General features: G+C 73.6%; 14 protein-coding genes. 2 read left to right on the top strand and 12 right to left on the bottom strand.

What is annotated here, in order from left to right; translation table 11 throughout:
* Nucleotides 1–4 precede the first annotated feature (4 nt).
* The 5 genes from ABEA34_RS03345 to ABEA34_RS03365 all read right to left on the bottom strand — a co-directional run bounded on the left by ABEA34_RS03345 (nucleotide 5) and on the right by ABEA34_RS03365 (nucleotide 8,310).
* Complete coding sequence (locus ABEA34_RS03345) at nucleotides 5–3,397, bottom strand: error-prone DNA polymerase (protein ID WP_345522753.1); 3,393 nt, start codon at nucleotides 3,395–3,397, stop codon at nucleotides 5–7.
* Nucleotides 3,397–4,935, bottom strand: coding sequence for a DNA polymerase Y family protein (locus ABEA34_RS03350; RefSeq protein WP_345522754.1), 1,539 nt, complete (start codon nucleotides 4,933–4,935; stop codon nucleotides 3,397–3,399). The genes ABEA34_RS03345 and ABEA34_RS03350 overlap by 1 nt, the downstream gene beginning before the upstream one ends.
* A gap of 8 nt (nucleotides 4,936–4,943) precedes the next feature.
* Nucleotides 4,944–5,591: a P-loop NTPase family protein gene (locus ABEA34_RS03355; RefSeq protein WP_345519267.1), complete on the bottom strand. Its 648-nt coding sequence runs from the start codon at nucleotides 5,589–5,591 to the stop codon at nucleotides 4,944–4,946.
* Nucleotides 5,592–5,722: 131 nt separating this feature from the next.
* Nucleotides 5,723–7,561, bottom strand: coding sequence for an AMP-dependent synthetase/ligase (locus tag ABEA34_RS03360; RefSeq protein ID WP_345519269.1), 1,839 nt, complete (start codon nucleotides 7,559–7,561; stop codon nucleotides 5,723–5,725).
* Nucleotides 7,562–7,647: 86 nt separating this feature from the next.
* Nucleotides 7,648–8,310: an MOSC domain-containing protein gene (locus ABEA34_RS03365; RefSeq protein WP_345519271.1), complete on the bottom strand. Its 663-nt coding sequence runs from the start codon at nucleotides 8,308–8,310 to the stop codon at nucleotides 7,648–7,650.
* A gap of 133 nt (nucleotides 8,311–8,443) precedes the next feature.
* Between ABEA34_RS03365 and ABEA34_RS03370 the strand changes: the two genes are divergently transcribed.
* Entirely contained in the window at nucleotides 8,444–11,056 is a 2,613-nt protein-coding gene (locus tag ABEA34_RS03370; RefSeq protein ID WP_345519273.1) for an exopolysaccharide biosynthesis polyprenyl glycosylphosphotransferase, read from the top strand.
* Nucleotides 11,053–12,045 (top strand): UDP-glucose 4-epimerase GalE, encoded by a 993-nt coding sequence (galE, locus tag ABEA34_RS03375; protein ID WP_345519275.1) that lies wholly within the window; start codon nucleotides 11,053–11,055, stop codon nucleotides 12,043–12,045. Before ABEA34_RS03370 ends, galE begins: the two co-directional genes overlap by 4 nt.
* A 22-nt stretch (nucleotides 12,046–12,067) precedes the next feature.
* Here galE and ABEA34_RS03380 read toward each other — a convergent pair whose 3' ends face one another.
* The 7 genes from ABEA34_RS03380 to ABEA34_RS03410 all read right to left on the bottom strand — a co-directional run bounded on the left by ABEA34_RS03380 (nucleotide 12,068) and on the right by ABEA34_RS03410 (nucleotide 21,350).
* Complete coding sequence (locus tag ABEA34_RS03380) at nucleotides 12,068–13,336, bottom strand: hypothetical protein (RefSeq protein WP_345519277.1); 1,269 nt, start codon at nucleotides 13,334–13,336, stop codon at nucleotides 12,068–12,070.
* A gap of 129 nt (nucleotides 13,337–13,465) precedes the next feature.
* Nucleotides 13,466–14,563 (bottom strand): glycosyltransferase family 4 protein, encoded by a 1,098-nt coding sequence (locus ABEA34_RS03385; protein WP_345519279.1) that lies wholly within the window; start codon nucleotides 14,561–14,563, stop codon nucleotides 13,466–13,468.
* Entirely contained in the window at nucleotides 14,563–15,687 is a 1,125-nt protein-coding gene (locus ABEA34_RS03390; RefSeq protein WP_345519281.1) for a glycosyltransferase family 4 protein, read from the bottom strand. The genes ABEA34_RS03385 and ABEA34_RS03390 overlap by 1 nt, the downstream gene beginning before the upstream one ends.
* Nucleotides 15,684–16,994 carry an O-antigen ligase family protein gene (locus tag ABEA34_RS03395; protein WP_345519283.1) on the bottom strand — a complete coding sequence of 437 codons (1,311 nt, stop codon included), beginning with the start codon at nucleotides 16,992–16,994 and terminating at the stop codon, nucleotides 15,684–15,686. The genes ABEA34_RS03390 and ABEA34_RS03395 overlap by 4 nt, the downstream gene beginning before the upstream one ends.
* Nucleotides 16,988–17,806, bottom strand: a complete 819-nt coding sequence (locus ABEA34_RS03400; protein ID WP_345519285.1) for a polysaccharide deacetylase family protein — start codon at nucleotides 17,804–17,806, stop codon at nucleotides 16,988–16,990. Before ABEA34_RS03400 ends, ABEA34_RS03395 begins: the two co-directional genes overlap by 7 nt.
* Nucleotides 17,803–20,637, bottom strand: coding sequence for an oligosaccharide flippase family protein (locus ABEA34_RS03405; protein ID WP_345519287.1), 2,835 nt, complete (start codon nucleotides 20,635–20,637; stop codon nucleotides 17,803–17,805). The genes ABEA34_RS03400 and ABEA34_RS03405 overlap by 4 nt, the downstream gene beginning before the upstream one ends.
* A complete protein-coding gene (locus tag ABEA34_RS03410) occupies nucleotides 20,634–21,350 on the bottom strand; it encodes a hypothetical protein (protein WP_345519289.1) in 717 nt (238 codons plus the stop codon). The genes ABEA34_RS03405 and ABEA34_RS03410 overlap by 4 nt, the downstream gene beginning before the upstream one ends.
* Nucleotides 21,351–21,354 lie beyond the last annotated feature (4 nt).

Here is a 21,354-nt window from a genome sequence, read left to right on the forward strand (position 1 = left end):
GCCGTCACTGGAAGTCGCGGGACCGGTGCCGCGCGCGGAGCGCCGCGCCCGCCTCGGGATGCACCTCCTCGATCGGGCCGAGCCGGTCGGCGACCAGGTTGGTGACGCCGTCCTGCCGCTCGAGCATCCCGCGGATCACCATCCCCGCCGAGCCGGTCGCCACCGACCGGTGGCGCCGCCAGACGCCGACCGTGCAGATCACGTTGAGCATCCCGGTCTCGTCCTCGAGGTTGAGGAACGTGACGCCCCCCGCCGTTCCCGGTCGCTGCCGGTGGGTCACCAGGCCCGCCACGTGCACCCGCCGTCCGGCCTCGGCGGTCGCGGTGTCGGCGACCGACTTGATCCCGGCCGCCCGCAGCCGGTCGCGCAGCAGGGCGACCGGATGGATGTCCGGGGTGATCCCGGTCGCCCACAGGTCGGCCATCGTGGTCTCGACGAGGTCCATGTCGGGCAGCATCGGCGCCGCCTCGCTCACCCGGATCCCCTCGAGGTGCTCCTCGCTCTCGGTCCAGCCAGCGTTCCAGAGCGCCTGCCGCCGCGACAGCCCGGTCCCGTCGAAGACCCCCGCCGTCGCCAGCGCCTCGAGCTGCCTGGCGTCGAGCCCGGCCCGCCGCGACAGGTCCACCTGGTCGGCGAACGGCCGCTCCGCCCGGGCCGCCACGATCCGCTCGGCCACCGCCTTGCCGATCCCCCGGACCGAGTCCAGGCCGAGGCGTACGGCGTACCCGGTGTCGCGCCGGTGCTCCGGCGTGGGATCGGGCGTGCCCGGCACCCAGTCGGTGCGTACGCCGTCGTGCCGGCACGCGTCGAGTCCCGTCGGCCGCCCACTGCCCTCGAGGTCGGCCACCGCACCCGAGAGCGACAGGTCGGGACGCAGCACCTCGACGCCGTGGCGGCGGGCGTCGTGCACCAGCGACTGCGGTGAGTAGAACCCCATCGGCTGGTTGCGCAGCAGCGCGGCCAGGAACGCCGCCGGGTAGTGCAGCTTGCACCATGAGCTCGCGTAGACGAGCTTGGCGAAGGAGAGGGAGTGGCTCTCGGCGAAGCCGAAGTTGGCGAAGGACAGGATCTTCAGGTAGATCGCGTCGGCCTCCGCACCGACCAGTCCCTTCCTCGCCATCCCCGAGTAGAGCTTCTCCTTGATCGACTCGATCCGCTCGACCCCGCGCTTGGAGCCCATCGCCCGGCGCAGCAGGTCGGCCTCGTCGCGGGTGCAGTCGCCGAGGGTGCGCGCCATGTCCATCAGCTGCTCCTGGAAGAGGGGTACGCCGAGGGTGCGCGCCAGCACCGGCTCGAGCGACGGGTGGGCGTAGGTGACCTCCTCGCGGCCGGTGGCCCGGCGTACGTAGGGATGCACCGCGCCACCCTGGATCGGGCCGGGACGGATCAGCGCGATCTCGATCGCCAGGTCGTAGAAGGCGCGCGGCTGCAGCCGCGGCAGGGTGCCGATCTGGGCCCGGCTCTCCACCTGGAAGACGCCGATCGAGTCGGCCCGGCAGAGCATGTCGTAGACGGCCGGCTCCTCCTTGGGGATCGTCTCCAGCTCCCAGCGCTCCCCCAGGTGCTCCTCGACGATGCGCATCATGTGGTCGAGCGCGCCGAGCATCCCGAGCCCGAGCAGGTCGAACTTCACCAGCCCCATGAACTCGCACGCGTCCTTGTCCCACTGCAGCACCGTGCGCTTCTCCATCCGCGCCCGCTCGATCGGCACCACCTCGCCGATCGGCCGCTCGGTGAGCACCATCCCGCCGGAGTGGATGCCGAGGTGGCGCGGTGCCCCGAGGAACTGGTTGGCGAGCTCCACCACCGCAGCGGGTACGCCGTGCTCCCCCTCTCCCTGGCCGTCGACAGCGACCTGGGTCCAGCTGGTGATCTGCTTGGACCAGGCGTCCTGCTGCCCCGGGGAGTGACCCAGCGCCTTGGCCGCGTCGCGGACCGCCATCTTGGGCCGGTAGCCGACGACGTTGGCGACCTGCGCGGCGTTGTGCCGGCCGTACTTGTCGTAGACCCACTGGATCACCTCCTCGCGCCGGTCGGAGTCGAAGTCGACGTCGATGTCGGGCTCCTCGTCGCGGTGCTGGGAGATGAACCGCTCGAAGGGCAGCTGGTAGAAGACCGGGTCGATCGCGGTGATGCCGAGGGCGTAGCAGACCGCCGAGCTGGCGGCGGACCCCCGGCCCTGGTAGAGGATCCGCTTGCTGCGGGCGAAGGCGACGATGTCGTGGACGATCACGAAGTAGCCGGCGAAGTCCTTCTCCTCGATCACCCGCAGCTCGTGGTCGACCTTCTCCCGGGCGTCCTCCTCGAGGTCGGTGCCGGCGTAGCGCTGGGCGAAGCCGCGCTCCGTCAGCTCCCGCAGCCAGCTCATCTGGGTGTGCCCCTCCGGCACGGACTTCGGCAGCCGCGGGGTGGCCTTCTGCAGGTCGAAGGCGATCTCGTCGGCGATCGTCACCGTGCGGGCGACCGCCCCGTCATAACGGGCGAAGCGACGCGCCATCTCCTCCCCGGAGCGCAGGCAGGCGGCGCCCGCCGCGGGCAGCCAGCCGTCCATCTCGGCGAGGCTGCGCCGGGCGCGGACCGCCGCCATCGCCCCGGCCAGCCGGTGCCCGTCGGGCCGCGCGTGGTGGACGTTGTTGGTGGCGACGACCGGCATACCGCGCTCGGCGGCGATCGCGGCCAGCAGGTCGTTGTCGTGGCTGTCGGTCGGGTGGCCCCGGTCGGTCAGCTCGACCACGACGTGCTCACGCCCGAAGAGCGCGGTCAGCCGGTCCAGCTCTGCGACGGCGTACGACGGGCCCCGGGTCAGCGCCTGACGGACCGCGCCCTTGCGGCAGCCGGTGAGGACCAGCCAGTGCCCCTCGGACCGCTCCCCCAGCTCGGCGAGGTCGTAGACGGGACGACCCTTCTCGTCACCGCGCAGCTGCGCGTCGGTGATCGCGCCGGCCAGCCGGTGGTAGCCCTCGACGCCACGGGCCAGCACGAGCAGGTGGCTGCCCTCGGGGTCGGCGACGCCGTTCTGCGCGCCGGTGAGCCCGAGGGAGAGCTCGGACCCGTAGATCGTCCGGAGGCCACCGTGGAGCTGAGCAGTCTCGGCGAAGAGAGGCGCGCCGTAGAACCCGTCGTGGTCGGTGATCGCCAGCGCGTGCAGGCCGAGCCGGAGTGCCTCCAGCACCAGCTTGTCGGGGCCGCTCGCGCCGTCGAGGAAGCTGAAGTTGGAGTGGCAGTGCAGCTCAGCGTACGGCGTGACCGGGCCGGTCGGTCGCTCGATCTCGACCTTCTCGCGCTTGCGCTTGCGCTGCGAGATCGGCGCCTCGGGGTCCTGCGGAGTGACGACCCGGCCGGAGAGCCGCTTCTCCAGCTCGCCCCAGGACATGTTCGCGGGGTTGTTCCAGCCCATCAGTCGTACGCAGCTTCGGTCCACCAGGACCCGGGGGCCTCCCAGGTCATCAGCCAGGCCCGCCCGTCGACGCCGACGACCTGGAAGCGGGCGACCCGCCTCGCGCCCGGCTCCCACCAGAGCTCCTCGACCGCCCACGGCCCGGCCCAGGACGCGACGGGGTGCCACCCGCCGCGGGGTTCGGGCCGGAACCGGGCCGGCTCGCCGAGCACCGCGCCACGCGCGTCGACCGCGACCGGTCGTCCGCTGCCGGCGACGACCTCCGCGGGCCAGGGGCTGGAGAAGACCCGGGCGGGCGCCGGCGGCGGGATGCTGCCCGGCCACGGGTGCGCGGCCGGCCGCAGCCCGGTCGGCCGCTCGCCCCACGGCACCAGCGTCTGGCGGTCGGCCGGGGCCCGGCCGCCCTGGAGCACGGGGACGACGACCGCCTCGTGGCCGAGCATGCCCTGGACCCGGGCGATGCCGCGCTGCACGCGTTCGTCGGTGCCACCCCAGAGCCCGTCGGCGTGCACCGCGTCGGGCACGACGGTCACCGGCGTGAACAGCACCCGGTTGATCGGCGCCCGGATGTCGCCACCTCTGAACCCACCCTGCAGCTGCCAGTGCAGCCGGTCGACCAGGTCGGCGGCGGTGAACCACCGCGGGTGCAGCCACTCGCGCGCCGACGAGGGGTCGTCGTACGACGTGCCCTCGCAGAACGCCTCGATCCGCACCTCGGTGCAGACCAGCTGCTGGGCGGCCAGCCCGGCGACCACCCGGTCGGCGGTCTGCCGGACGCTGAAGCTGATCGTCTCGGCGTTGTCGAGCGGGGGCTCGAAGTCGACGTGCCGGGCCAGCTCGGGCGGCGGGGTGCGGGTGGTGAGGGGCGTGGCGCCCGCACCGCCCACCACCCGGTGCACCCACGCGACCTTGCTGCCGAACCGGTCGCGCACGGCGGCGGCCGGCAGGTCGGCGAGGTCGCCGAGGCTGCGCAGGCCGAGGCGCTTGAGCAGGCTGATCGCCTCCCTGCCCTCTACGGAGTCCTCGATCACGTCGACCGGCAGCTCGCGCAGGAACGCCACCGACTCCCCCGGTGCGATGACGTGGCAGTCCTGCGCGCTGGCGCGCCGGGCCGCCTGCTCGGCGGTGAACAGCTCGTCGGCGACCCCCACCCGGGAGTCCCAGACCCCGAGCCCGACCAGGCGCTCGGCGAGCACGGCTGCCGCGGCCGGCTCACCGCCGCGGACCCGCGCAGGGGCGCGCAGCGCGGCCATCCCCGGGCGCAACGGGGCCACCCCGGGGTGCTGCTCCTCGACCGCGGCCAGCACCGTCTCGAACGTCCGGGCGTCCCGCTCGGGCGTCGCCGCGTAGACCTTCAGCTCGGGGCACCGGGACTGCGCGTCCCGACGCCGCATCCCCCGGCGTACGCCGAGGGCGCGGGAGGCGGCGTTGCTCGCCTGCACGAGGTTGGCGTGGAAGACCGCAGCCGGCAGGTGGGTGGGCAGGCCCTCGTCGGCCAGCGCGGCGACCACCGGCCAGTCCGGGCACCAGACGACCATGACGCGCACTAGGCCACCCCCGACTCCACGACGGGTACGGCGGCGGGCTCGACCGGTCGGTAGGTCTGGTCCTCGGCCGGGAGCCAGAGCGCACCGCGCCGCGGCGGCGCCGTACCCCTGCGTGCCTCGACGACCAGCCGCCGGGAGCGGAGGTGGCCGTGGCCCCGGCCGAGACCGGTCCAGGCGGGCTCGGTCGCGGTCAGCCGCACCTCGCAGCGCGGCCACTCGCCCGGCGTGCTCTCCAGGGCGACGAGCGCCGCGCCGCGCTTGCGGAGCCGCGCGGCGAGCTTGTCGGCGGCCGACGGGGTGACCCGGCCCTGGGGGCGGACCAGCACGATGGTCGCGACGTCGACCAGGGCGGCGGCCACCTCGAGCCACTGCTCGCCGGGGTCGGGCACCAGCACGGTCCGGTCGAGGTCGATGCCGAGCGCGACGGCCGCCTCGGCCCCGAAGTCGGAGACGCCCACGGCCGCGCACCAGCCGCCCGCCTGCGACGGACCGGCCAGCAGTGCCATCGCCAGGGTCGCGCTGTCGACGGAGTAGCTGGCTCCCGCCCGCAGCTGCACCAGACCGGCCAGCGCCGGGTGCGTGGCCAGCGGCATCGACGACGGCGGGCCGTCCTGCATCCGCGCCATCCGGGTGCGCAGCTGCTCCACCGTCTGGACGGCTGCTCCGGGGGTATCGACACGAACGACCACACCTCATGATCGAACACATGTTCGAACGAGTCAACGCCGGGGTGGCCAAACGCCGAGTCGGGTCAACTGGCGCCGACTCGGCGATCAGATCAGCTGTAGAACGAGTCGATCAGGTCCTTGTTGTTGTCCTCGACGACGTTGCGCTTGACCTTCATCGAGGGGGTGAGCTCACCGGACTCGATCGTCAGGTCGTGGTCGAGGATCTCCCACTTCTTGATGGTCTCCCAGCGGTTGAGCTTGCCGTTGAGCTCCTCGACGTAGTCGCCGACCATCTTGTGGACCGCGTCGGACTTCACAACCTCGGTGTAGTCCTTGCCGCCCTGGCCGTTCTCGTCCGCCCAGCCCGCCATCGCGTCCGGGTCGAGGGTGATCAGCGCGCTCACGAAGTTGCGCTCGCTGCCGAAGACCAGGAACTGGCTGACGTAGGGACAGATCGCCTTGAACTTCGACTCGATCGCCGGCGGCGCGACGTACTTGCCGCCGGAGGTCTTGAAGAGCTCCTTGATCCGGCCGGTGATGGTGAGGAAGCCGTCGGCGTCGAGGCTGCCCTTGTCGCCGGTGTGCAGCCACCCGTCGGACGTCAGCGTCTTCGCGGTCTCCTCGGGGAGGTTGTGGTAGCCCGCCATGATGTGCGGCCCGCGCAGCATGACCTCGTCGTTCTCGCCGATCTTGACCTCGGCGCCCGGCAGCGCGGGGCCGACGGTGCCCATCTTGTAGTCGTCGGGGTGGTTGACCGTGGCGCCGGCGGCGTTCTCGGTCATGCCGTAGCCCTCGAGGATGAGGATGCCCGCGGCGTGGAACCACGCCGCGATCTCGGCGTTGAGCGCGGCGGAGCCGGAGATGAAGAACCGCACCCGTCCCCCGAAGCGCTCGCGCACCTTGCTGAAGACCAGCTTGTCGAAGAGGTCCTTCTGCAGCGCCAGCAGCAGCGGGACCTTCTTGCCGTCGCGCTTGAGCCCGTCGACCTTGATGCCGACCTGGAAGGCCTTGAGGAAGAGCTTCTCCTTCACCCCGCCCTCGGCGGCCTGCATCGTCACGATCCGGGCGTACGCCTTCTCGAAGATGCGCGGGGCGGCACCCATGAACGTCGGCTTCACGATGCCGAGGTTCTCCACGATCTTGTCGACGCGGCCGTCGATCGCCGTCGCGAAGCCGCAGGCGAGCTGCGCGGACAGCAGCACCTTGCCGAACGAGTGGGCCATCGGCAGCCACAGGAACTGCAGGTCGCTCTCGTCGAGGATGTTCTGGACCTGGATCGCGGTGCCCTCGTAGACCCACGCGCGGTGCAGCAGCCGCACGCCCTTGGGCCGGCCGGTAGTGCCGGAGGTGTAGATCAGCGTCGCGAGCGCGTCGGGCGAGATCGCCTTCGCGGTCTCCTCGACGACGCCGGGGTGCTCGGCGAGGTAGGCGTCGCCCAGCTCGGCCAGGTCGTCGAGGCCGATGACCCAGTCGCCGTCGGTCGCGCCGTCGAAGGTCACCACCTTGACGACGTGCGGCAGCTCGGCCTTGTTGGCGGTGAGCTTGGCGACCTGCTCGTCGTCCTCGGCGAACACGACGCGGCACTCCGCGTCGGAGAGGATGTACGTCGTGTCCTCGGCGTTGGTCGTCGGGTAGACGGTGGTGGTCGCACCGCCGGCGCACATCACGGCGAGGTCGGCGAGGATCCACTCGTAGCGGGTCGCCGCCGCGATGCCGACGCGCTGCTCGGACTCGATCCCGAGCGAGAGCAGGCCGGCGGCGAGGCGCTCGACGGTGTCGCCCGCCTGGCGCCAGGTGACCGACTCCCAGGTCTCACCGCGGGGGAAGCGGTAGGCCTCGTGGTCGGCGGATGCGGCGACGCGGTCGAGGAACTGCACCGCGACGTTCGGGGTCAGGTGATCGACGAAGCTGGCGTCGATCGATGGACTGGGACTGGCCTGGGCGGTCATTCTCACTCCTGCTGGGCGGCCGAGATGAACTAGGTTGACGAGTAACCTAGATCACTCACGCAACTCACGGGTAGCAAGGGTGAAGTTCATCTCGGCCGACCCGCTCCGGCGGCGGCGACGTACTGTTCGGCCCTCGCCCGCGCCTTCGGCAGCAGATCCGGTACGTCGAGCAGCCGCGGCAGCAGCGCCGGCTCCGTGCTGATCGCCCGGTACATCATCGACACGGTCACGCCGTGCCCGGGCTCGTAGATGACCGACAGCTCGTCGCCGGCCCGGATCGCCCCCTCCCCCAGCACCTTCAGGTACGGGCCGGGGCGGCCGACCTGGGCGAACCGCCTGACCCACGCGGCGTTGTCGTAGCCGCTGAGACCCATCCAGTTCTTGAAGTCGTTGCACGGCGTGCGGACGGAGCGCACCTCGAGGAGCGCCTCGCCGACCTGCCAGCGCTCACCGATCTCGGCCTCGTTGACGTCGATCCCCAGCGTGGTGAGGTTCTCGCCGAACTGCCCGTCCGGGATCTCCTGCCCGAGCTCTCCGGCCCACCAGTCCAGGTCCTCGCGGGCGAAGGCGTACACCGCCTGGTCGATCCCACCGTGGTGCCGGCGGTCCGAGACCTGGTCGCCGTCGATGCCGAGCAGCCCCACGTGGACGGCGCCCGTCACGGCGTGCTTCGCGATCGACGTCCGACCGATCTCGGCCCACTCCGCCGCGCGAGGGGTGCCGACGTTGACGGAGACGATCGAGGGCATGCCCCGATTCTCGCTGCCACCGAGACGTGGCGCACGTCAATAGAGCGTTTCAGTCCGCCTCGTCAGGGAAGCCTGACCGTGGGCAGCAACGCCTCTCGGGCATCACATCAAGCACCACCTGGGGGACGACCGCGTGCGCGCAGGACTGATCGACGTACTTCCGTGGCTCAGGAGCATCCGCCCGGCACTCACCCTGATCGACCCGATCGCGGTCGTGATCGCGGGCCTGCTGGTCCACGAGTCGGCCGATCCCCTGGCCCTCGCCGGCGCAGCGCTGGCCGCCGCCCTCGTCTGCCGCGGGTCCGACCTGCACCGCTCGCGCCTCGTGCTCTCCGTGGTCGAGGACCTGCCCCGGCTCGCCCTCGCAGCGGGCGGCGCGGCGCTCATGCTGGCCGCACTGACCTCGGCCGTCGCGATCACCACGATCGCCGTCTTCGGCGCCGCCACCCTGGTGCTGATGGTCCTGCTCCGCTCGAGCGTCTACGCCCTCGCCCACCACCAGCGGCGCAGCGGACGCAGCGCGCACCCGGTGATCATCGTCGGCGCGGGTGCCGTGGGGCAGCGGCTGGCCGGCACGTTCCTGCACCGCGAGGAGCTCGGCCTGCGACCCGTCGGGATCATCGACACCTCGGCCGACCTCACCTCCCGCGACCTGCCGGTCCCGCTGCTCGGCGAGACCGACGCGCTGGAGCAGGCGATGGCCGCCCTCGGCGTCGACGACGTCATCTTCGCCTTCCCCGAGCCGCCCGACGACAAGATGATCGAGCTCGTCCGCCGCTGCGTGCAGGCCGACCACCAGGTCTTCGTGGTCCCGCGCTTCTTCGAGATGATGGGTCTCGACCACCACCGGCGCACCGAGGTCATCGGCGACGTCGCCGTGATGCGCCTGCGTCGCTGGGGCCTGCGGCCGCACTCGATGCTCGCCAAGCGTGCCGTCGACGTCGTCCTGTCCGGCATCGCCCTGCTGCTGCTCTCGCCGGTGCTGCTGGCCTGCGCGGTCGCCGTACGCCTCGAGACCGGACCGGGCGTCATCTTCAAGCAGACCCGGGTCGGACGCGCCGGCCGGCCGTTCACGCTCTTCAAGTTCCGCTCGCTCAAGCCGCTCAACACCGCGGAGAGCGCCACCCAGTGGTCGATCGACCACGACGACCGGCTCGGCCCGGTCGGCCGCCTCCTGCGGCGCACCAGCCTCGACGAGCTGCCCCAGCTGATCAACGTGCTGCGCGGCGACATGAGCCTGGTCGGACCGCGCCCGGAGCGCCCGTTCTTCGTGCGGGAGTTCTCCAAGGCCACCGTGCGGTACGACGAGCGGCACCGCGTCCAGACCGGCCTGACCGGCTGGGCGCAGGTGCACGACCTGCGCGGCGACACCTCGATCGACGCCCGGGTGCGGTTCGACAACTACTACATCGAGAACTGGTCGCTCTGGACCGACCTCAAGATCATGTGCCGCACCGTCCTCGCGATCATCCGGCACTCCCCCGACACCCGCGCGCCGATGCTGCACCTGCCGGCGGCGCCCGCCGCTCCCGAGCTGCCGGCACCGTCCGGCGCCGTGGAGCCGGTGACCCCGCACGTGCTGCACGTGTCCATGCCGACCACCGAGGGCGTCGCCAACGTGCTCATGGGCTACGTCCGCGACCAGGTCGCCCGGGGGTGGCGGGTCACCGTCGCGTGCCCCAGCTCGGGCTGGCTCGCCGAGGCCGCGCGATCCTGCGGGGCGGACGTCGTGCGGTGGGAGGCCACCCGCAACCCGGGCCCGAGCGTCGTGCGCGAGATCCGCCGGCTGCGTCGGATCGTCAACAACACCCGTCCCGACGTCGTCCACCTGCACAGCGCGAAGGCCGGGATGGTCGGGCGGCTGCTGCTGCGCGGCGTCGTGCCGACGATCTACCAGCCGCACGCCTGGTCGTTCCAGGCCGTCCGGGGCCCGATGCGACGGGCCACGACCTCCTGGGAGCGGTTCGCGCAGCGCTGGACCACCGAGCTGGTCTGCGTGAGCCGCAGCGAGCGTGCCGTCGCCGAGCTGGTCGGCATCTCCACCGCCACCACCATCTCGCCCAACGGCGTCGACCTCGAGCGGTTCCGCCCCGCGGCCCGGCTCGAGCGCACCCAGGCACGGCGCCGGCTCGGCCTCGCCGACGTCCCGACGGTCGTCTGCGTCGGCCGGCTCGCGGAGCAGAAGGGTCAGCACGACCTGCTCGACGCCTGGGCCGGCGTCCGTGAACGCGTCCCGGACGCCCACCTCGTGCTCGTCGGCGACGGGCCGGACCGGGCCGTCCTCGAGGCGCGTACGGCGGGCCGCCGCGACGTCGACCTGGTCGGGGTCCGCTCCGACGTCGACACCTGGTTCGCCGCCGCCGACGTGATCGCCGCCCCGTCCCACTGGGAGGGGATGGCCGTCGCGCCGCTCGAGGCGATGGCGTCGGGCCGCAGCGTCGTCGCGACCGCCGTCGAGGGGATGGCCGAGTCGATGCCCCGCGGCGGTGGGCTGATCGTCGAGATCGGCGACGTCGACGCCCTGGCCGACGGCATCGCGGACCGGCTCCTGGACCCCGACCTCGCCGACCGCGAGGGTGCCGTCGCGCAGGAGCACGTCGCGGCCCACCACGACGTCAACTCGTCCGCCCGCGACGTGGCCCGCCTGACGATGCGTCAGTACCACCGGGGCCGCGGCACCGGCGATGTGCTGATGGGTCTGGAGCCGATGGCGCTCACCTCGCCGCGGGCCGGGGCTCGCCGGTGACCGTCCTGGTGACGGGTGGTGCCGGCTACATCGGCTCCCACGTCGTGCGCGAGCTCGAGCAGCGCACCGAGGTGGTCGTCGTCGACGACCTCTCCTCCGGCAGCGCCGACCGGGTCCGTGGTCACGAGGTGGTCGTCCTGGACCTGGCGGACCAGTCCGCTCCTGGGCGGCTGCAGGAGGTCATGAGCACCCGCGGCGTCGACGCGGTGGTCCACCTGGCCGCGCGCAAGCAGGTGGGAGAGTCCGTGCAGCGGCCGGCCTGGTACTACCAGCAGAACGTCGGCGGCCTCGCCAACGTCTTGCTGGCGATGGAGCGCGCCGAGGTCCGGGAGCTCGTCTTCTCGTCCTCGGCGGCCGTGTACGGCGACGTCGCCACCGGCGGCCGTCCGGTCCGCGAGGACGACCCGTGCCAGCCGGTCAGCCCCTACGGCCAGACGAAGCTGGTCGGCGAGTGGATGTGCCGGGCGGCGGGCGAGGCCTGGGACCTGCGGTGGACGGCGCTGCGCTACTTCAACGTCGCCGGCGCTGCCACGCCCGAGCTCGGCGACCCGGCCGCCACCAACCTGATCCCCCTGGTCCTGCGGGCGGTCGTCGCCGGTCAGCGGCCGCAGATCTTCGGCGCCGACTACGACACCCCCGACGGGACCTGCCTGCGTGACTACGTGCACGTCCAGGACCTGGCCCGGGCGCACATCGCCGCCCTGGAGCACGTCGGCTCAGCCGGCTACGGCACGACGTCGCACCGCGAGTTCAACGTCGGCACCGGTCACGGCTCCTCGGTCTCGGAGGTCGTCTCGGAGATCCGGCGGGCGACCGGCCGGACCACGGACGCCGAGGTCGTGAGCCGCAGGCCGGGCGACCCGGCGTCCGTGGTCGCCGACCCCGGCCGGATCCGTGCCGACCTCGACTGGAGTGCCGAGCACGGCCTCGACGAGATGGTCGCGTCGGCCTGGCGTGCGTGGCCGCACGGCCACGCACGCGTGTCCTGAGGCGTGTCTCGCTAGGCGGACCTCAGCTGCGGAGCAGCCGGTCGGCCCGCTTGCCGATCACGGTCACGCCGAGCAGCCGTACCCCGACGGCCCGGATGTCCTCGACGTGGCGCCGCAGCGCCGACCGGGTCACGCCGCGCTCCGGGATCGCCAGCACCAGGGAGCCACCGGCCGCCATGATGCGGGCGTCCTCGCAGGCGCTGAGCGACGGGGCGAGCACCACGACGATGTCGAAGCGCTCGGTCGCCTGGATCATCACCTTGGCGAACCGCGTCTCGAGCAGCGACTCGGCGGACTCACCGCCCCAGTCCCCTGCGGGGAGGACGGTCAGGTTGTCGACCGGTCCGGGGCTGAGGGCGTCACCGAGGTCGGCGCCGGTGAGCACGTCGTACAGACCGAGGGTGCCGGGTGCGGCGATCGGGCTGCTCTCCTGGCCGCCCACCCGTCCGTCGACGAGCAGGACCCGTCGGTGGACGTTGGCGAGGGAGACCGCGAGGTTGGCGCCGAGCCAGACGCTGACCTCGCCACCGACGACGCCGGCCACGACCAGCAGGCTCACCGGGTCGGCGCTCGCCTCCGCTTCGAGCCGGATCCGCAGGTGCCGGAACACGTCGGCGGCCGCGGTGCCCGGGTAGAGCGCCGGCAGCGTCGTCGGGTCCTTCGGCGACGCGAGGGTCCCGAGCACGGGGGCGTCGACCAGGTGCTCGACGTCGGCGGCGTCACCCAGGCCGACCGTGCGGCGCTCGCGGAGCAACGCCCCGCAGACCGAGAGCAGCAGCGCGAGCGCGACCGAGACCCCGGCGGCGAGCAGCAGGCTGGGGCTGGAGAAGGTCGTGGGGGTCTGTGCCGGGTTGCTCGTCGTGAAGACGAGGCCGCCCTCGCTGAGGTCGTAGAGCGGCAGCACCTCGGCCACCGTGTTGGCGATCTTGGCGGCCATCTTCGCGTCGGAGTCCGAGACCGAGATCTCCACGAGGACCGTGCCCTGCACCCACTTGCCGCTGATCGAGTCGCGGAGCTCCCCGGGGCTGCGCGCCCCGTCCAGCCGCTCCGAGACCTGGGCGACGACGTCCTGGGAGTTGGCGAGCTCGCCGACGCTGCTGCGCAGCGCGTCGAGGTCCTCGATCTGAGCCGTGGATCCCGGTGCCGCTGCGACCGAGAGCGTGGCCGCGGAGTTGTAGGTCTTGGGCGCCAGCCAGAGACCCACCCCCGCGGCGCCCAGGGTGACGATGATGATCGCCGCCACCAACGTCTTGTGGCGCAACACTGCCTGTACGACGTACTTCGCTTCCATGCTCCCCCGCTATGCACTGCCATCGCCGGCGAGAAGTTTTCCCACCGGGTCGTGGCCTCCCGAGCCCGACCGTCACAGGGCTGCAGCGATCGGCTGCCCACCCTGAGTACAAACGTTTCAACTGCCTGATCACGATTCAGTTACGGTCGTCGTGCGCCCCCTATTGATTGCGTCCTGGTAGAGATCGGCGTACTCGGCCTGCATCCGCGCCGACGAGAACCTGCGGCCCACGAGGGTGCGCCCGGCCGCGGCCTGCGCGGCCCGGCGAGCCGGGTCGTCCAGCAGCCGGCGTACGCCGACCGCCAGGGCGTCCGCGCGCCGGGGCGCGACCAGCTCGACGACGTCGGCCCCGAGCTGCGGGATCCCGCCGACGGCGCTCGCGACCACGGGCACCCCGGCGGCCAGCGCCTCGAGCACCGCCATCGGCAGTCCCTCGCGGTCGCTGGGCAGCACGAGCAGGTCGGCGGCCGGCAGCAGCCGGGCCACGTCGTGCCGCTCGCCGAGGAACCGCACCCGCTGCCCGAGCGGTGCCGCCCGGCGGACGAGCGCCTCGCGGTCCGCGCCGTCGCCGACGACGAGCAGGACGGCGTCCGGCACGTCGGCCCACGCCTCGAGGAGCAGGTCGACCCGCTTCGGGGTGGCCAGGCGGGCCACGCACAGCGCGACCGACGACGACGGGTCGAGGCCGAGCTCCCGGCGTACCTCGTCGCGCGCGCCGGCCCTCGACGGTGCGGGCGGCACGGCGTTCTCCACGACCCTCAGCCGTGCCTCGTCCAGCCCTCCCGCGACCAGGCGCTCGGCGACGTCGTCGGAGACGGCGACGACCAGGTCGCTGACCGCGAGCACCTTGACCGCCCGGGCGTAGTCGCCGTCCGCGAGCCCGTGAACGGTGGTGACCAGCGGCGGCCGCGACCGCCGGGCGGCGCGGGTGCCGAGGTGCGCGGCGACGCTGGCCCGGACGTTGTGGGCGTGCACGACGTCGACCGGACGCGCCGCGGTCTCGCGCCGGATCCGGGCGACGGCGCAGCCGAGGCGGGCCGGGCCACTGGCCCGGAGAGGTACGGCGAGGGTCGCGACTCCGTCGGCGGCGAGCGCATCGGCGCGCCAGCCGCCGTTGCTGGCGACGCAGGCCTCGTGGCCGGTGGCGACCAGGTGGCCGGCGAGGTCGGCGACGACGCTCTCGGCCCCGCCGGTGCCCATCTCCGCGATCACGGTCAGCGCGCGCATCAGGCACCGCCCCGGCTCGCGGCATAGGTGGCGAGCAGTCCGTCGACGCAGTGGTCGAGGGTGTAGCCGTCGAGGATCCGCTCGCGGGCGGCCGCGCCGAACATCGTCCGGAGGTACGGCTCGGCGGTCAGGCGCCCCAGCGCGCCGGCGACGGCCCCGACGTCGCCGGCCGGGCAGAGGAGCCCATCCACGCCGTCGCGGACGACCTCAGGCACCCCGCCGACGGTGGTCGCGACGACGGGCAGCCCGGTGGCCATGGCCTCGAGCAGGGACAGCGGGCAGTTCTCGGCGTCGGAGGTGAGGGCGTAGAGGTCCGCGGACGCGAGCGACGCGGCCGGGTCGTCGACCCAACCGGCCAGCTCCACGCGCCCGGCCAGGTCCGATGCCTCGCACCGTCGCTCGACCTCGCCGCGCAAGGGCCCGTCGCCCACGACGAGCAGGCGCAGGCGCGGCACCGCGGCGACGGCGTCGAGCAAGAGGTCCACCCGCTTCACCGGGGCCAGGACGCCGACCCAGACGGCGACCGGGTCCCCGGTCGTCGATCGATGACCCCCGAACCGGCGCGGGTCGACGCCGTTGGGCACGACGTCGACGATCCCGGGGGGCAGCCCGACGTGCTCGACGGCGTACGCCGCGACGGCGGCACTCGGCACGACCACGCGGCCACGGCCCCAGCGGGTGATCGCGCGCTCGCCGGTGAGGTAGTACCAACCGTCCCGGCGGCGCCGCTCCGCGGCCCGGGCGTTGCCGGCGACGAGGTCGGACAGGCCGTCGGCGACGCCGTGCAGGGTGTAGACGACGCCGGTCCGACCCTGGCGGGCCCGCAGCGTCGGGGCGAGGGCACGCCCGAGCCAGCCCGCACGCCGGTCCTGGAGGTGGACGACGTCGGGACGCAGCGCGCGCAGCCGGCGGGCGCTCGCGACACCGCCGCGGAGGTCGCGCTTCGAGACGACGGGCACGTCGTGCCAGGTGACGCCGGCGGCGGTCGCCGCGTCGGACCGCGGGGTCCGCGGACCGACGACGTGGCTGTCGTGGCCGCGTGCGGCCAGCCCGACCGCGACGTCGACGGCGTGCTCGGCCGGCCCGCCGGACGTCTGGGTGGTGACCTGCACGATCCGCGTCACGTGGCGGCCCTCCGGGCGGTCACGCCGACGGCGAGCGCGCACAGCAGCCACATCGGCAGGTAGTACTGCTCCGTCACGAAGGTCGCCGCGGCGGCCGTGCCGACCAGTCCCATGCAGACGGCGGCGGCCACGGGGTCGCGGTGGCGCCGCCAGACCGACCACGCCTGCGCGAAGGCGACGGCGAGCAGCCCGACGAAGGCGAGGAGGCCGAGCAGCCCGAGCTCGCTCGAGAGCTCGAGCCAGGTGTTGTGCGCGACGTCGAGCGGATGGTTGACGTCGTCGGGCAGGGAGGTCATGTACTCGCCGTGGACGAGCGCGAACGCGCCCGGCCCCATCCCGAGGACCGGGTGATGGGCGGTCATGTCCGCGGCGGCCGTCCAGAGCTGGAGCCGCTCGGAGATGTTCTGCTGGGCGACGAAGTCCTTCTGGTGCAGGCTCACCGACACCAGGGCGGGGAACGCCAGGGCGACCAGCCCCGCGGCCGCAGCGACCGCCGCGGCGAGGGCGACGGCACCGCGCAGCCGGATCACGCCGGCAACCACCGCGACGACCGCCATCGCGGACAGGCCGACGAGCGCTCCGCGCGACAGGGTGCCGAGGACGGCGACCAGCACCACCACGGTCGCGACGTCCCAGGGCCAGCGGCGCCGCGTCGTACCGCGCACCGCGAGGCCGAGCGCGATGGCCGGGAGCAGGAAGAACGCGAAGTCGTTGGGGTCCCCGATGGGGCCACCGACCCGCCGGTCCGCGCCGACCGCGAAGGTCAGCAGCCCGCAGACCGCCGCGGCCGCGGAGGCCAGCACGTAGACCTGGGCGACCCGCTCGGGCCGCAGTCCCCCGCGCATCGCCTCGGCCAGGACCAGCAGCACCGCGATGAAGCCGGCGTAGCGCAGCACGATGGCGACTCCGTGCGCACCGTTGTTGTGCAGGGCCGTCGCGAGCAGGAGCACGACGACGAACGCCATCGCGGCGACCAGCACCGGGCTCCGGGGCTCGTCGTGGAGGCGGCCGTGGCACCGCCGCACCACCCAGGCCAGGACCAGCAGGATCGCAAGCCCCTTGGACACGCCCGGTCCGACGTGGGCCGCGTAGTCCTCGAAGAGCGACACCGCCACCAGCGTGAGCGCCAGCCACTCCAGCCGGAAGATGACGGCCGCGGCCACCACCAGGGCGGCGAGGCCGGCCAGCACCGGCACCGGTGCGAGCCCGGCGAGCACGCCGAACCCGGCGGCCGCCAGGAGCGGCACGGCGACCGTCCAGGTAGCCGTCGACCGGCCCGCCGGTGCGAGCGACGTCGCCGTCACCATGACGGCCCCTCACGCCGGCGCCAGCTGTCGAGCGGGCGCAGCATCGTGTAGCCACCGTCGAGGATGAGCCGCAGGTCCTCCGGCTCGGGCGGGACGAAGGCCCGGCGCAGCGAGAGGTGCGGCGTACGACGGGTGTTGAGGCCGCGGTCGACGGTGATCGCGATCCGGTAGCCGGCGTCGGCGGAGGCGGCACGGACCGTGCGGTTCCACCCACCGGTCGGGTAGGCCAGGGAGGTCACCGTCCGGCCGAGCAGCTCCTCGAGGGCGACCCGCGAGTCGACGAGCTCGCGCTTCAGCTCGTCGGCGTCCAGGCGCGGCAGCCACGGGTGGCTCACGGTGTGGGAGCCGATGTCGAGGCCCGTGGAGGCCGCGTCGAGCAGCTCGTCCGCGCGGGCGAGGCGGAGCCGGGCCTGCTCGGGCTCGTGCACGTCCCAGGCGAAGGGCAGGTCGTCGGTCAGGCACCGGGACACCGCGAAGAGCGTGGCCGGCAGGCCGCGGTCGAGCAGGATCGGCCAGGCCGTCTCGAGCACGCTCGCGTAGCCGTCGTCGAAGGTCAGCGCCACGGCCCGGTCCGGCAGCGTCCCGGCCTCGAGCCCGGCCACGGCCTCGTCCAGCGGCAGCACGGTGGCGCCCCACTCGTCGAGCACGTCGAGGTGACGCCGGAAGTCGTCGACCCCGGTCGAGAGACCGTCGCTGTCGCCGTCGACTCGGTGCCAGCCGATGATCGTGAGCCCGTTGGTGGCCGACAGCCGCCGCAGGCCCGTCGCGATCGGTCGGGCAGCGGTGCCGAGCATCCGCACAGCGCCCCTCACGACGTCCTCCTCATCAGCCTGCCGGCTTCGCGGAGGTGGTCGCGGTCGAGGACCCAGACCGTCGCGGCGTACGCCGCCACCCCGATGGCGCCCACGACCAGGAGGCCGGTCAGCGACGGGTCCTCGAGGCCGAGCAGCCGGCGGAGCACCAGGACCACGACGGCCATCGCGGCGGCGCCGGCGAGTGCCGGACGGAGCGAGAGGACTAGGCGGCGCAAGGAGAAGCCGGTGACGTGGAGCCGCGCGAGCGCCAGCGCGACGACGGCGATCACGGCCGCCACGACGACCTGACCGACCGCCACCGCCGTGATCCCGTGCCGCGCGAGGAGCAGCAGCGCGCCGCCGAGCAGCACGAGGTGGCACAGCCGCAGCGCCATGGAGACGCTCGGACGGCCGGCCGCGTTCAGCGTCGTCTGCACGAGCTGGCCGACGCTCAGCAGGGCGGCGTAGAGCGCGAGCCACGCGACGACCGGCACGCCGGGCTCCCACTTGTGGCCGAGCAGGACGAGGTCGTCGGCGAAGAGCGCGAGACCCAGGCAGACCGGCGCGACGAGCGTCAGCGCCGCGGTCATCACGGTGACCGCCGCCCGGCCGAGGTCGGCGCCGCGCTGGCGGCAGAGGTACGGGAAGGCGGCGCCGGCCATGACCACCACGACCATCAGGTAGGGCATGAACGCGAGCCGGAAGGCCAACGAGTACTGGCCGAGCGCCTCGCCGCCCAGCACCCGCGAGACGATCAGGTAGTCGATGTTGAGCTGCACGAGCTCGAGCAGGTTGGCGCCGGCGTAGGGGCCGCCGTACGAGAGCAGGCCGCGGGCGTCCTCGACGTTCCAGCCCGGGAGCACCGGCGGGTGGACCACCCACCCGAGCACCATCGTCAGGCTGGCCTGGACGATCTGGCCGACCACCAGGGCCATCACGCCGTGACCCTCGGCCACCAGCACGATCGCCACCACCGCGCCGACGACCGACGAGGTCGTGTCGGGGATGATCCGGCGCACGAACGCGAGCCGGCGCCGCAGCAGCTCGTTGGTCACCGCGGCGACGGCCAGGAACGGCAGCGTGACGGTGAGCCCGCGGATCACCGCGGCACCCCCGTCGGCCGCGTGGAAAGCCGAGGCCACCGAGGGTGCGGCCACCCAGAGCACCGCGGCGATGCCGACGCCCATCGCCACGCCGACGGTGACGGCGGTGCGGGCGGCGCGGAGCACGTCGCCGCGCCAGTAGACGAGGGCGCTGGCGGTGCCGAGGCTGGTCAGGACCGCCGAGACGTTGGCGACGAGGGTGCCCAGCGCGATCACGCCGAGCGCCGACGGGGCGAGCATCGCGGCCAGCGCGAGGAGCACCACGGTCTGCGAGGTCTTGACGACGACGCCGTTGGTGGCCAGCCACAGCGCGCCCCGCGCCGTACGCGCGGCCTCGGAGCTGGGAGGCGCGGGCTGCGGCGCGGGGACGCTCGCGTCCTCGGCCGCGGCGAGGTGCCGGTCGAGCTGCTCCTGACCGAGGTCGTGCAGGGAGCGGTTGCGCAGGTAGAGGACGACCGCCGCGAGCGCGAGGGCACGGCGCATCGGACGGTCCCACGAGGTCCAGGGCCGGCCGGCGACCGTCACGGCCGCGAGCGGCAGCGGGGCGTCGACCAGACGCAGGAGCGACTCGGTGACGAGGTCGGCGGTGCCGGCGGTCTCACGGAGACCGTGCACCAGCAGGGCGTCGAGACCGAGGGGGGCGTCGTCGCTGGCGTTGTCCCAGTCGATGACCACGCTGTCGTCACCGTCGATGAGCACGTTGCCCGGCCAGAGGTCGCCGTGGCACCACCCGGTGGGGACGCCACGGTCGAGGACGCCCATCTCGGCCGCCCAGCGCTCGCGGACCTCGCTCGGTACGACGTGGGCGTGGGAGCACCAGCGGTCCGCCCAGCCGGCGTCGGTCCGGCCGGTCGCCTCGGCGGCGAGGACGCCGGAGAGGTCGTCGGCCACGGCCCACTGGTCGGAGGAGCGGGGCCACGGCCAGGTCAGCGGTCCGCGCCGACGCGGTGTCCACTCGGTCGCCACCCACGGGCGGCCGAACGTGCGGCCGGCCGCGACGACGCGAGACAGGAAGCGCTCGGAGCCGGGCACGTCGCGCAGCACCCGGGCGGCGACGTCGAGGTCGCGCTCCGGGTCCGTCAACGACAGCCGGACGGCGACGTCGCCGTCGCCGGTCCGCACCCGCAGCACGACGCAGCCGGCGGTGATCAGCCCGACCAGCTCCCCGGCGCTGCCGCTCGCGGTCTCCAGGTCGGAGAGCACCGCGTCGACCAGCGTCGGTCGGTCGCCGCTGACCAGGACACGGGGCACCGTGGCGCCGCGACCGACGGTGAGGCCCAGCCAGCGCCGCACCCACGGCACCGGGCCGCTGGGCATGTGGACCGGCCAGGAGCGCCGCCAGACCAGCTCCGGCTCCTCCGCGTTGGGGTAGAGCAGCCACGGGCCGGCCTCGCCCAGGACCGCGACGACACCGCCCTCGGCGGCGAGCGCCGCGACCGCGGCCACGTCGTACCGCCGGCCGTCGACGACGACGAGGTCGGCCGACCCGGCCGCGACCGGGGGGTGCGCGCCGTCCCAGCGGACGACGCGGGAGGGGTCGGGCCAGCCCGGGTCACCGGTCCCGTCGGTCAGCACGACCGCATCGGGATAGACGGCCTGGAGGTGCGGGGCCAGGTCGTCCGGCAGCGCCAGCACCACGGGGCCGTCCACCCGGGCGGGCAGCAGGACGGCGAACGCGGCCAGCCGGTCGCCCACGGTCCAGTGCGGCGCGGCGACGAGCGCGTCCGTCACGGCGTGGGAGGTCATCGCCCGGCGCAGTTCAGCGCCGTACCGTCCGGGTCGTCGGTGACCGGGTGGACGAGGACCTTGTCGACCGTCGTGCCGGCCGGCACCGGGTGCTGGAGCTGCATCCGGATCTCGTGCCGACCCTTCGAGAAGCAGAACCACCGTCCGGCGACGACCGCGAGGAACTGGCCGTCGGCGTCCGTCAGGAAGGCCTGCACGCTGGCCTGGGGCACCATCCGGACGGAGGACGTGACCTCGGCGATCGCAATCGCGCCCTGGCCGTTGCCGTCCAGTCGGACCGGCTTCGCCTCGAGCGGGCTCGGCGAGCTGTTCGCTGCGGTCGCCCACCGGACGTCGCGGTAGGCGACGTCGACCCGGCTGATGTCGGCCGCCGTGTCCCCGACGTCGACGTAGAAGCCGAACTCCTGGCCGGGCGGCAGCTCTGTCACCGCACAGCACCCGTTGGGGTCCTCGAGCGACGACGAGACGAGCACGTCGTTGCGGTCGCGGGCGGTGATGACCGCCGTCGCGCTGCGGAGGGTGCGGTCGCTGGTGTTGCGCACGACCACGGAGAGCATGCCGTCGACGACGCCCCAGTCCCGGGTCACCAGGATCGGTCGGGCGGCTGCCGCGGCGGGTGCTGCGCCGTCGTCGGGCGTCGAGCGCTGGGAACAACCCGCACTGAGCCCCACGAGGACGAGCACGAGGACCGCGGCGCCGATGCGCCTGGCCATCAGG

It is taken from the genome of Nocardioides conyzicola (assembly GCF_039543825.1).
GTDB lineage: Bacteria > Actinomycetota > Actinomycetes > Propionibacteriales > Nocardioidaceae > Nocardioides > Nocardioides conyzicola.